General features: G+C 59.8%; 7 protein-coding genes. 6 read left to right on the forward strand and 1 reads right to left on the reverse strand.

The features are described 5' to 3' along the window. Window positions 1–171 precede the first annotated feature (171 nt). The 6 genes from recC to yfiB all read left to right on the forward strand — a co-directional run bounded on the left by recC (window position 172) and on the right by yfiB (window position 11,854). A complete protein-coding gene (recC, locus tag IE038_RS09905; RefSeq protein WP_189395547.1) occupies window positions 172–3,639 on the forward strand; it encodes an exodeoxyribonuclease V subunit gamma in 3,468 nt (1,155 codons plus the stop codon). Beyond that, window positions 3,639–7,313 carry an exodeoxyribonuclease V subunit beta gene (gene recB / locus IE038_RS09910; protein ID WP_189395612.1) on the forward strand — a complete coding sequence of 1,225 codons (3,675 nt, stop codon included), beginning with the start codon at window positions 3,639–3,641 and terminating at the stop codon, window positions 7,311–7,313. The genes recC and recB overlap by 1 nt, the downstream gene beginning before the upstream one ends. Next, a complete protein-coding gene (recD, locus tag IE038_RS09915) occupies window positions 7,310–9,394 on the forward strand; it encodes an exodeoxyribonuclease V subunit alpha (RefSeq protein WP_163937357.1) in 2,085 nt (694 codons plus the stop codon). The genes recB and recD overlap by 4 nt, the downstream gene beginning before the upstream one ends. Before the next feature lie 113 nt (window positions 9,395–9,507). Further along, the gene (yfiR, locus tag IE038_RS09920) at window positions 9,508–10,083 is read left to right on the forward strand and encodes a regulatory sequestration protein YfiR (RefSeq protein WP_189395548.1); all 576 of its coding nucleotides are present in this window, start codon (window positions 9,508–9,510) and stop codon (window positions 10,081–10,083) included. After that, window positions 10,080–11,357 carry a diguanylate cyclase DgcN/YfiN gene (gene dgcN, locus IE038_RS09925; protein WP_163932282.1) on the forward strand — a complete coding sequence of 426 codons (1,278 nt, stop codon included), beginning with the start codon at window positions 10,080–10,082 and terminating at the stop codon, window positions 11,355–11,357. The genes yfiR and dgcN overlap by 4 nt, the downstream gene beginning before the upstream one ends. Beyond that, window positions 11,354–11,854: an outer membrane lipoprotein YfiB gene (yfiB, locus tag IE038_RS09930; protein WP_498052687.1), complete on the forward strand. Its 501-nt coding sequence runs from the start codon at window positions 11,354–11,356 to the stop codon at window positions 11,852–11,854. Before dgcN ends, yfiB begins: the two co-directional genes overlap by 4 nt. An 8-nt stretch (window positions 11,855–11,862) precedes the next feature. Here the strand turns inward: yfiB and IE038_RS09935 are convergent, their stop codons facing one another. Then, on the reverse strand, window positions 11,863–12,810 hold the full coding sequence (locus IE038_RS09935; RefSeq protein WP_163932285.1) for a LysR family transcriptional regulator: 948 nt from the start codon (window positions 12,808–12,810) through the stop codon (window positions 11,863–11,865). Window positions 12,811–12,849: the final 39 nt, after the last annotated feature.

Genomic DNA, 12,849 nt, shown 5'->3' on the forward strand with positions numbered 1-12,849 from the left:
GGGGTTTCCCCATGTGAGAGTAGGTCATCGTCAAGATTAAATTCCGAAACCCCTATCTGCACACGCAGGTAGGGGTTTTGTCTTTGTGGCCTGGAAAACATCGCCAGTGAGGCCGGCATCTGCAGCTCATGCTAAGGTTCGAGCCTCTTCACATTGCACCAAGGGATACTCATGCCGCACACCTCCAATCTACAGCCTGGCTTTATGGTGGTTCATGGCAACCGTCTGGACGAACTGCGAAGCCTGGTCGTGGGCTGGATGCGCCGCAATCCGCTGTTACCGCTGGAGAGTGAGATCGCGCTGGTGCAAAGCAATGGCATTGCACAGTGGCTGAAGTTGGCGCTGGCTGAAGATCCTGAAGAGGATGATCAGGGTGGTTGCGGTATTGCTGCGGCTATTGACGTGCAACTGCCCGGCAGTTTCATGTGGCAGCTGTACCGGAAAGTGTTGGGGCGTGAAGAAATTCCGGAAACCTCGCTACTCGACAAGGCACCGCTGACCTGGCGTTTGATGCGACTGCTACCAGAAGTCATTGATCGGCCGCATTTTGAGCCGTTGCAGCGCTTCCTGACTGACGATGCCGATTTGCGTAAACGCTATCAGCTCGCAGAGCGCTTGGCCGATCTGTTCGACCAGTATCAGGTCTATCGTGCCGACTGGTTGCAGGACTGGGCAGAAGGTCGCCACCTGCTTCGCACCGCCCGTGGCGAGTCCAAGCCCTTGCCTGCGGCCAATTGCTGGCAGGCTGAATTATGGCGAGCGTTGTTGCTCGACGTCGGTACTGAAGGCATGGCGCAGAGCCGCGCGGGCGTTCATCAGCGCTTTGTAAAGCGTATCAACGAATTGCAGGAAGCCCCTGCTGGCTTGCCGCCACGGGTTATCGTCTTCGGCATTTCTTCGTTGCCGGCCCAGGCACTTGAGGCGCTCGCGGGGCTGTCTCGTTTTAGTCAGGTGTTGTTGTGTGTGCTCAATCCTTGCCGACACCACTGGGCGGATATCGTCGCGGACAAGGACCTTTTGCGTCACCAGTACAAGCGTCAGCAGCGCAAGAGCGGCACCCCGGCAATGATCGATGCTGATGTGCTGCATCAGCATGCCCATCCGTTGTTGGCGGCGTGGGGTAAGCAGGGCAGGGATTACATCAATCTGCTCGACAGCTATGACGACCCGAACAGTTATCGGGCGGCCTTCAGCGAAGGGCGTATTGATCTCTTCAGCGACAGCGAACCGCAGAATCTGCTCAACCAACTGCAGGATGACATTCTCGAACTGCGACCGCTGGCCGAGACGCGTGCGCTGTGGCCAAGCGTCGATCCACTCAAGGATCGCTCGATACGCTTTCATATCGCCCATAGCCCGCAGCGAGAAGTAGAGATCCTTCATGATCAGTTGCTAGCCCGCTTCAGTGCGGATTCGACCTTGCGCCCTCGCGATGTGATTGTGATGGTCCCGGATGTTGATACCTATGCTCCGCATATTCGTGCCGTATTCGGGCAGATCGCCCGTGACGATTTACGTTTTATCCCCTTTACCTTGGCCGATCAGGGACAGCGTGGTCGCGATCCATTGCTGATCGCCCTGGAGCATTTGCTCAAGCTTCCTGACAGCCGTTTCCCGGTCAGCGAAATTCTTGACCTGCTGGATGTTCCGGCACTCAGGGCACGTTTCGGGATTCAAGAAAGTGATTTGCCGACACTGCACCGCTGGATTGAGGGTGCGGGTGTGCGTTGGGGCTTGAATGCCGAGCAACGGGCGACACTTGAGTTGCCGACGGGCCTTGAGCAGAACAGCTGGCATTTTGGCTTGCGCCGCATGTTGCTGGGGTACGCCGTAGGTGCCGGCGCCAGCTGTGATGGAATCGAACCCTATGATGAGATCGGCGGGCTGGACGCGGCTCTGATCGGCCCTCTGGTGGCCCTCATCGATGCACTGGAAGTGGCGTATCGCGAACTCTCCAGCCCAGCTTCGGCGGTGGATTGGGGGGCACGTTTGAATGCCCTGCTGCAGGTGTTTTTCCGTGCTGAAAGTGATCATGACGACTACCTGCTGGTGCAGTTGCAGTCGTTGTGCGAGGACTGGCTAGAGACCTGCGAAATGGTCGGGCTTGAAGATCTGTTGCCGCTGACGGTAGTGCGGGAGGCCTGGCTGGCCGGGCTTGATCAGGGGCGCTTGTCACAACGCTTTCTCGCCGGCTCCGTGAACTTTTGCACCCTGATGCCGATGCGGGCAATCCCCTTCAAGGTGATCTGTTTGCTGGGGATGAACGACGGCGACTATCCGCGAGCCCAGCCACCTCTGGACTTCGACCTCATGGGCAGCGACTACCGCCCTGGTGATCGTTCGCGCCGCGAAGATGACCGCTACTTGTTGCTGGAGGCGCTGCTGTCGGCACGCGATCAGCTCTACGTCAGCTGGGTAGGGCGCAGTATCCGTGACAACAGTGAGCGCCCTGCGTCGGTGCTGATCGGGCAATTGCGTGATCATCTGGCTGCAGGCTGGACACTTGCCGAAGGCGAGGCGCAGGACATTGGCTCGCTGCTCCATGCGTTGACGGTCGAGCATCCGCTACAACCCTTTAGTGCTCGCTACTTCCATCAAGGTAGCGGCCTGTTCAGCTATGCCAACGAATGGCGTGCACTGCATCTGCCTGATGCCACCCAGCCTAATGAGCCGCCGGCCTTGGAGCCTTTCGTGGCAGACGAGCCACTGACTTTGCCGTTGCTGCAGGATTTTCTGCGTCATCCCGTGCGGCACTTTTTCAGTCAGCGTCTGAAGGTGTTCTTTGAGTCAGCTCAAGCGCCTTTGGCCGATGAAGAGCCCTTTGTGCTGGATGCACTGCAGCGCTACAGCTTGAGTGAGAACCTACTGTCCGCCGCGCTGGCCGACACGCAGGACAGTGAGCGCGCGTTGTTGGCTCAGGCCAAGCGCCTGCAAGGGCGTGGAGTGCTGCCGATGGCCGGTTTCGGTGATTGCCTGCGTGACGAGCTCATTGAGCCTTTACCCGACCTGTTGCAGCGTCATCGTCAACTGTTGGAGCAGTGGCCATATCGGGTCGATAGCGCCCTGCCCATTCGCTTCGAGTACCGTCACTTGCGTCTTGATGGTTGGTTGGGACAGGTCTATCGCCGTGATGGCGATGACCTGTTAAGCATTACTACGTTGCCTAACAGCATTGGCAGCGGTCGTACCTTGAAGTGGCACCGCTTGATTCAAAGTTGGGTCATGCACGTGGCCGCCTGTGCTGTGGGGCTGCCTTTGCACACGGCGATCGTGGCCAGTGATCAAACCCTGTTGCTCAAGCCATTGGAGAAGGACGCTGCCGAGCAGTTTCTGGGCCACCTGTTATTGGCTCGACAGGCCGGTATGTCGACACCGCTACCCGTGGCGGCGAAGACGGCCTTCGCCTGGCTTGAACAAAGCGATCCAGACAAGGCGCTGGCCGCCGCAGCCAAAGCCTATGACGGTGATGGCATCAGCCATGATGGCGAACGCAGCGAAAGCACTGCGCTAGCTCGACAGTTCAGTGATTTCGCCGCCCTCACTGCCAGCGAGGAGTTCGAGGGATGGTGTGAATCGCTTTACCGTCCACTGCACGACGCTGGCTGGCAGTCTGTTGGCCGTGAGGAGGGCCGCTCATGATGCTTGAACCGCAACCGCCTTTGGCCCTGAGCTTCCCGTTACACGGCAGCCAGCTTATTGAGGCCAGTGCCGGTACCGGCAAAACCTTCACGATTTCCGCTCTCTATCTGCGCCTGGTGTTGGGGCATGGCGGTGAGCAGGGGTTCGGCCGCGAGCTGTTGCCACCGCAGATTCTCGTGGTGACCTTCACGGATGCTGCAACCAAGGAGTTGCGAGAGCGTATTCGCACGCGCCTGGCAGAAGCTGCACGCTTTTTCCGTGGGGATCTGCTGGAGGCCGACAGCCTGCTGCAACAACTGCGCGAGCAGTTTGATCCCCAGCATTGGGCTGCCTGCGCCAATCGACTTGAGGTCGCGGCGCAATGGATGGACGAGGCCGCGGTTTCGACCATTCATAGCTGGTGCCAACGCATGTTGCGTGAGCATGCGTTCGATAGCGGTAGCCTGTTTACCCAAACCCTGGAGACGGATCACAGTGATCTGCTGGGCCAGGTCATGCGCGATTACTGGCGCCGGTTCTGCTACAGCATGCAAGGCGATGCCTTGCAGTGGGTGCGAGCCAACTGGGGCAGCCCCGATGCGTTGTTGCCCAAGGTGCGGGCACTGTTTGGCCGGCAGCGGGTGGCCAGTGACGCCGAGGAGCCGCAGGCACTGATCGACGGTGTTCTGCAGCAACGCGCCGAGTACCTGCGTGAGTTGAAAGCGCCTTGGGCCCAATGGGCTGCCGAGTTGTTGCAGATCTGCCACGAAGGTCTCGCGGCCAAGCAGGTCGACGGACGCAAGATGCAGGCGCGTTACTTTGAACCCTGGTGTGAAAAGCTGCGGGTGTGGGCCACTGAAGAGCAGGTTGAGGAGCTCGACCTGGGCACTGGCTTCACCCGCTTTACACCGGATGGTATGGCAGAGGCCTGGAAGGGTGAGCCACCCCGGCATCCGGCCCTGGAGGCCATGTCGACCTTGCGTGAGCGCCTGCAGGCTTTGCCGACGCCGGATGCCAGTCTGCTGGAACATGCGGCGGCCTGGGTCGGCTCACGCTTTGAGCAAGAAAAGCGGCGCCGTGCTGAAATGGGCTTCGACGACATGCTGTTGCGGCTCGATAGCGCCTTGAATGGTCCTGCCGGTGAGCGCCTGGCCGGGTTGATTCGTGAGCAGTTCCCGATTGCGTTGATCGATGAATTCCAGGATACCGATCCGGTTCAGTATCGAATTTTCCAGCGCATTTACCGCATTGAAGAAAACCTGCGCGAGACCGGGCTTTTCCTGATTGGAGACCCCAAGCAGGCCATCTATGCGTTCCGTGGTGCGGACATCTTTACCTACCTGCGAGCCCGTGAGGCCACTGCGGGCCGATTGCATACGCTTGATACCAATTTTCGCTCCAGCCAGGCCATGGTCACGGCAGTCAACCATGTGTTCCTGCGTGCTGAGCACCGTGCGCGGGGGGCTGGTGCCTTCCTGTTCCGACGGGAAGACGGCAACCCGGTGCCGTTCCAGGCGGTCAAGGCTCAAGGCCGAAAAGAAACTTTGCAGGTCGACGGTCAGGTCGTTCCGGCCCTGAACATCTGGCGGCTTGTCAGTGACGAACCGGTTTCAGCTGCGGTCTACCGGCAAAAAATGGCTGCCAGCTGTGCCACTGCCATTGTCGCTTTGCTGAGCGGCGGGCAGCAGGGGCACAGTGGTTTTGTACAGGACGAGGCCGAGTTGCGCGGCTGTCTGCCCTCCGACATCGCCATTCTGGTTCGCGACGGTCGAGAGGCGCAGTTGGTTCGTGAAGAACTCGCTATGCGCGGGGTGCGCAGTGTTTACCTGTCAGACAAGGATTCGGTGTTCGCGGCTCAGGAAGCCCATGACCTGTTGTCCTGGCTCAAGGCCTGTGCCGAGCCGGATGTAGAACGCTTGCTTAAAGCTGCGTTGGCCAGTGTTACCTTGAACTTGCCACTGAGTGCTTTGGACCAACTGAACCAGGACGAGCTGGACTGGGAGCGTTGGGTGATGAAATTCCGTGAGTACCGGCACCTGTGGCGTACTCAGGGTGTTTTGCCGATGTTGCGCCGCCTGCTGCATGACTTCAATTTGCCGCAGGTGTTGATCACGCGCAGCGATGGCGAGCGGGTACTGACCAACCTGCTGCACCTTGCAGAGCTTTTGCAGCAGGCCGCCACCGAGCTGGATGGCGAGCAGGCACTGATTCGTCATCTGAGCGAACACCTGGCCGCAGGCGGGCAGGCGGCTGAAGAACAGATTTTGCGTCTGGAAAGCGATGAGCAACTGGTCAAGGTCGTGACCATTCACAAGTCCAAGGGGCTTGAGTATCCGTTGGTGTTTCTTCCGTTCGTGTGCAGTACCAAACCGGTTGATGGCAAGCGCCTGCCATTGGCCTGGCACGACAGTGAACGTCAGGCACAATTGACCCTGACGCCTAACGCTGAGCAGATTGCACTGGCCGATGATGAGCGCCTTGCCGAAGACCTGCGGTTGCTTTATGTCGCCCTGACGCGTGCGCGCCATGCGTGCTGGTTGGGCGTAGCTGACCTGAAGCGGGGTACCAGCAAGGAGTCACTGCTGCACCGATCGGCGCTGGGCTACTTGCTGGGGGGCGGTGCGCCCTTGGAGAACTCGGCAGCGCTGGAGCAATGGTTGGCGGCGCTCAGCGATGGGGCTCCGGCAATTCGCTATGAAGTAGTGCCCGAGGCAGACAGTGCGTGCTTTACCGCAACGCGGAACACGGCCGAGTTGGTCTCTCAGAGGCAACCCCGACGCCGTGCGGCCGAGAACTGGTGGATTGCCTCCTACAGTGCTCTGCATATCGGTGAGGACGTGCTGGCACTGGACAGTTCCCAGGCGCAGCAACTGCTCGACGATGAGCGTGCCGATCCGCTGGTGCTCTCTGAAGCGCTGCCCGGTGGCAGTGATATCCACCGGTTTCCCCGTGGCCCCAATCCAGGCACCTTTCTTCATGGCCTGTTGGAGTGGGCAGGTCGTGAAGGTTTCACCTTGGTCCGTGAGCAGCCGCACCTGCTGGAAAAGACGGTTGCACAACGCTGCAATCGGCGTGGCTGGACAGGCTGGATCAATACCTTGAGTCATTGGTTGGGGCAATTGATCGAAACGCCAATGCCGTTGGCACCGGACAGCCCGCCAGTGGTCTTGGGTGAGTTGCACCATTATCAGATCGAAATGGAGTTCTGGTTCGCCAGCCATCGGGTGGATGTCGCCAGCCTGGATCGTCTGGTCGGGCAGTACACCCACGGCGGAGAAAGCCGTGCAGCAGCTAAGCCGGCACAACTCAATGGCATGTTCAAAGGCTTTATTGACCTGGCCTTCGAGCATGATGGGCGTTACTACGTGACTGATTACAAGTCCAATTGGCTCGGCGCGGAAGACTCCGCTTACAGCGATCAGGCCATGGAAAAGGCGATTCTTGGACATCGGTACGACTTGCAGTACGTCCTCTATCTGTTGGCTCTGCACCGTCAGTTGCGGGCTCGCCTGCCCGATTACGATTATGACCAGCATGTTGGCGGTGCCGTGTTCATGTTCCTGCGTGGGGCACGTTCATCGTCCAGAGGTGTGTATTTCGTCAAACCACCACGGGAATTGATCGAGCAGCTGGATGCACTGTTCCGCGGCAATTGCCAGCCGCAGCAACAGGACCTGTTTGGAGAACAGCCATGACCCGGACCTTTACCGACCTTTTGCCAATGCCATTGGACGCGCAACAGTTATCGGCCCTACAGCCCTTGAGCGAGGTCCGTGATCTGCTGACCCTGCTTGACCGTTGGGTCGAACGCGGTTGGTTACGTGCTCTGGACCGGGCCTTTGTTGCGTTTCTTGGCGAGCTCGATGGGCATGCCGACCCTCGGGTGTTGCTCGCCGCCGCACTTGCCAGCCATCAGTTAGGGCATGGTCATGTCTGTCTGGATGTGGGCGAGACGCTCGCTGAGCCGGATTTCGCGCTGTCTCTGCCGCCTGAGGGTGACCTGCTGGCGGGGCCGGTGTTGTTGCCGTCACAACTGCTTGAACATCTGGATCAGGCTACCTGGTGCGCAATCCTGTCGGGCAGCGCGCTGGTGGCCCACGCTGGAAATGACGCGCAGATAGACAGACCGTTGGTGCTCTGCGGCCGACGGTTGTACCTGCGACGATACTGGGGCTACGAGCGTCAGGTCGACAGTGCCCTGCGCCAGCGCCTGGCACAGCAGGAAGTGGCCTCGGTCGACTTGCGTGCGCGGCTTGACCAACTGTTCGAGAGCGGTGCTCCGGCAGGGCAGGTCGATTGGCAGAAACTCGCGTGTGCCCTTGCGACCCGCGCGGGGTTCAGCATCATTACCGGTGGCCCTGGCACGGGCAAGACCACCACCGTCGTTCGGTTGCTGGCATTACTTCAAGCGCCAGCGGTTGATGGTGGGCGTCCGTTGCGTATCCGCCTCGCCGCGCCGACGGGCAAGGCCGCTGCGCGCCTGACGGAGTCGATCGGTCAGCAAGTGCAGCAGTTGGCTGTCAGTGAAGCCGTGCGCGAGCATATTCCTACCGAGGTTTCGACGGTCCACCGTCTACTGGGTAGCCGACCCGGTTCGCGGCACTTCCGTCACCATGCAGGCAACCCGTTGCCGTTGGACGTGCTGGTGGTCGATGAAGCGTCAATGATCGACCTGGAGATGATGGCCAATTTGCTGGCCGCCTTGCCGCGTCATGCCCGGCTGATTCTGTTGGGTGACAAGGACCAATTGGCGTCGGTTGAGGCCGGTGCGGTACTGGGTGACCTGTGCCGTGATGCCGAGGCGGGTTGCTATAGCCCGCAGACGCAGCACTGGCTGGAGCAGGTCAGTGGCGAGCAGCTTGCCGGCAGTGGGCTACAGCCGGGCTCCGCAGAGCAGCATGCGTTGGCCCAGCAGGTGGTTATGCTGCGTCACTCACGACGTTTTGGCGAGGGTAGCGGTATTGGACAACTGGCGCGCTTGGTCAACGCTCAACAGGCCGAGCCCGCGAGGGCGCTGTTGGCAACGGCCACGCACGCTGATCTTCACCTGCTGAGCCTGCGTAGTGAGCAAGATCGAGCACTCGATCGATTATTGCTGGACGGTATCGGACGTGGAGAGGGCGACGCCAAGGGCTATCGGTACTATCTACAGGTGATCGGCAGTGAACGTCCGCCCGAGCATGCCCTGCTGGATGACCCGCGCTGGGGTGATTGGGCCTTGGCAGTGCTGCGAGCGTTCGAGACGTTTCAATTGCTCTGTGCCGTACGAAAAGGGCCTTGGGGCGTCGATGGGTTGAACGTGCGTGCTACCCAGGCGTTGTCCCGAGCGGGGCTGATCGACAGTGATGCGGTTTGGTACGAGGGCCGACCGGTGTTGATGACCCGTAACGACTATGGACTGGGCCTGATGAACGGTGACATCGGTATTGCCTTGCGCCTGCCGGAGGGCGGTGCCGGTGGCAAACAGGTGCTGCGTGTGGCGTTCCCACGCAGTGACGGCAAGGGCGGTGTGCGCTTTGTGTTGCCAAGTCGGCTGAGCGATGTTGAAACGGTCTACGCGATGACGGTACATAAATCCCAGGGCTCGGAGTTTGCCCACACTGCGCTGATCCTGCCGGATGCCTTGAACCCGGTGTTGACCAAGGAACTGATCTACACCGGCATTACTCGCGCCAAGCACTGGTTCAGCTTGATTGAACCGCGGCAGGGCGTATTTCAGGAGGCGGTACGGCGCAAAGTGAAGCGGCTCTCGGGGCTGATGCTGGAGCAGGCCTGAGCACGGCTATGCTGCCACGTTCCGGATCGCCTCTTGGGGGGTGGCTCGCGGGGAAAAAGGGCACTGTGCTATCGTTGCGGAATTATCTTTCGCCGGTTTGAGAGAATTCCCACATGAACGTGGCCGCCCCGATGCCGGGACGTGTGATGAGCTGGATGCTTGGACTGCTGGGCACTTTTCTTTTTCTGTGGACCAGCGTGGTCTGTGCTCAGGCTGACAGTAATGCGGCCCATGCGGAGCTTCGGGCCAAGGCTGTCACGCAGGTGGTGCTCGGAATTCTCAGTTATGCGCGTTGGCCGGTTGAACCGGCTCAATTGCGGCTGTGTCTGGTGGGGCCGACTGAATATGCCGATGATCTGCTCAAGGGATCTACTCAGTCCACCGGGCGTCCGGTGGTGGTACGTCGACTGCTGACGGGTGCCCCGCAGGTTGTCGATGAGTGTGATGCGGTCTACATCGGTAAGCTCAGTCCCGAAGCGCGTAGCCAGTTATTCAGTGAGATCACTGGCCATCCGCTCCTGAGTATCAGCGAAGCGGACGATCCCTGTACGGTGGGTAGCCTGTTCTGTCTGCGGGTCAGTGACACCCATGTGGCATTTGAGGTCAACCTTGACTCGGTCGCCCGCAGCGGTGTGCGTATCCACCCCAGCGTGTTGCAACTGTCGCGGCGTCGGGCGGTGCAGCCATGACTCGTTTGGGCAAGGGCCTGGAACGTTTGACCCTGCGTACTGTGCTTGGGCGACGGCATCTAAGCGTCGCCTTGCTGGCCGTCGGGCTGGCGGGCATCTCCTTGACTCTGATGGGCGTCCTTGCGCTGCGGGCCTACGCTAATCACAACTTGCACTTGATTGCCCGGTCGATCAATTACACCGTTGAAGCCTCGGTCGTGTTCAACGACAGCAGTGCAGCCAATGAAGCACTGGCGCTCATTGCCGCGACTGAAGAAGTTGCCGACGCGAAGGTCTTCGACGACAACGGTGATCTGCTGGCGCACTGGCAGCGCCCCGACGACGGCATGCTGGCGCCGTTGGAGCGGTACCTGGCAAGTACGTTGCTTGAAGATCCCATTCACCTGCCGGTTGTTCACCAAGGGCAACCGGTGGGGCGAATCGAGCTGGTAGGCCAGGGTGATAGCCTGATGCGCTTCCTGCTCAGCGGCCTGATTGGCATCATGCTGTGTACTGTACTCAGTGCCTACGGCGCATTGTCCCTGTCGCGCCGTTTGTTCGGCGATATCGTCGGACCTCTGCGCAGCCTTGCCAATGTGGCGCATGCGGCACGTTGCGAGCGTCGCTTTGACCGGCGTGTGCCGCCTGCACAGATTGCCGAGCTCAACGAATTGGGAAATGACTTCAATGCGTTGCTTGATGAGTTGGAAACCTGGCAGAGCCATTTGCAGAGCGAAAACGAAACCTTGGCGCACAAGGCCAGTCACGACAGCCTCACGGGTCTGCCGAACCGGGCGTTTTTCGAGGGGCGCCTGAGTCGGACGCTGCGCAACGCGTTGCAAAACCAGGAGTCCGCAGCGGTGCTGTTTCTCGACAGTGACTATTTCAAGGCCATCAATGACACCTATGGTCACGCTGCTGGCGATGAAGTGCTGATCACCTTGGCCCATCGGGTGCGTGCACAGTTGCGTGAGCATGATCTGGTCGCGCGTCTGGGCGGTGATGAGTTTGCAGTGTTGCTGGCGCCCATTCAGCGAACCGAAGATGCCGAGCGTATCGCCGACAAGATTGTTGCCAGCATGCGCACCCCGATTCACCTGCCGGATGGGCAGGTAGTGGTTTCATCCTTGAGCGTCGGCCTGGCCGTGTATCCCGATGATGGTGATACGCCGGCCGAGTTGCTCAACGCCGCGGATGCCGCCATGTATCACGCCAAGCACCTCGGTCGAGGTGGGCGGCACAACGCAGAGGCGGAGCACTCTGCGGCTAGCGCAAATACAGGAGTTAAACCGTGACCCGTTCGATCAACCGCCTACGTTTTCATTTCACTTTCCTGATGATCGCCTTGGCTGCCCTTGTGGGCTGCCAGAGTGTGCCCCCCAAGGGCCTGAGCGCTGAACAAGTTGCGCTCCTGAAGCAGGAGGGGTTCGTTTTGACCGATGAAGGCTGGATGTTCGGCGTGCCCGGTAAAGTGCTGTTTGGCAGTGATTTGGACAGTTTGAACACCCAGAGCCGGGAAATCGTAGCGCGTATCGGCACGTCGCTGCTTTCGGTCGATATTCAGCGGGTGCGCGTGGATGGCCACACCGACTCGTTGGGCCAGGCCGCTTACAACGACCAACTATCAGTACGCCGTGCAGCCAGTGTCGCCAAGGTGTTGATCGCTGTCGGCATGCGCCCGGAAAACGTTGAAACCCGCGGATTGGGCAGTCGCGAGCCGGTTGCCAGCAATCACACCGCAACCGGTCGCATGGAAAATCGTCGGGTCGCTATTGTCGTTGCGTCCAATTGATCGATGAATTAATCAATGAACACTGTCGACCGTGATTCCCCCATCAACAGCGCGGTGTTCAGCTCGGTCACTTCGCGGATGTAATCCCACAACAGGGTGATCCTTTTGAGTTTGCGCAGGTCCTCCCGGCAGTACATCCAGAACTGCCGGGTAATCTCTATTTCCTGCGGCAGGATTGGCACCAGGCGCGGATCCTGTGCGGCCAGGAAGCATGGCAGGATGGCCAGCCCGCGACCTTGCTGGGCCGCCACGTATTGAGCGATGACGCTGGTACTGCGCAGGTTGGCGCTGGCTGCGGGCAACAGGTTGGCCAGGTACAGCAGTTCGGAGCTGAAGGCCAGGTCATCGACGTAGCTGATAAAGGAATGATGGGTCAGGTCACTGACCCGTTGAATCGGCGCGTGGTTGTCCAGGTATTCCTGAGTGGCATACAGGCGCAGTCGGTAGTCGCACAGCTTGCAGCACACATAAGGCCCGTGTTCCGGGCGTTCCAGCGCAATGACGATATCGGCCTCGCGCTTGGACAGGCTGATGAAGTGTGGCAGCGGCAGGATGTCCACTGAAATAGCCGGGTAGTGGTCGAGGAAATGGCTCAACTGCGGGGTCACGAAAAAGCTGCCGAAGCCTTCGGTGCAGCCCATCCGCACATGCCCGGAGAGTGCAACACCAGAACCCGAGACCTGCTCGCAGGCCATGTGCAGGGTACTTTCAATGGACTCGGCATAACTGAGCAGGCGCTGGCCTTCTGCCGTGAGCACGAAGCCGCTGGTGCGTGATTTTTCGAACAGCAATGTGCCCAGCGCGACCTCCAGTGAGGCGATACGTCGCGACACGGTGGTGTAGTCCACGCCCAGCCGTTTGGCCGCGCTACTGGCCTTGCGGGTACGCGCCACTTCGAGGAAGAACTTCAGGTCATCCCAGTTCAACGAACCGAGGGAGGTGATGTTTTTTTGCATGTTGGACCGGATTTTATGTGCGTTCTTATTAGAAGTTTG

The sequence above is a fragment of the Pseudomonas laurentiana genome, from assembly GCF_014648275.1.
Lineage (GTDB): Bacteria > Pseudomonadota > Gammaproteobacteria > Pseudomonadales > Pseudomonadaceae > Aquipseudomonas > Aquipseudomonas laurentiana.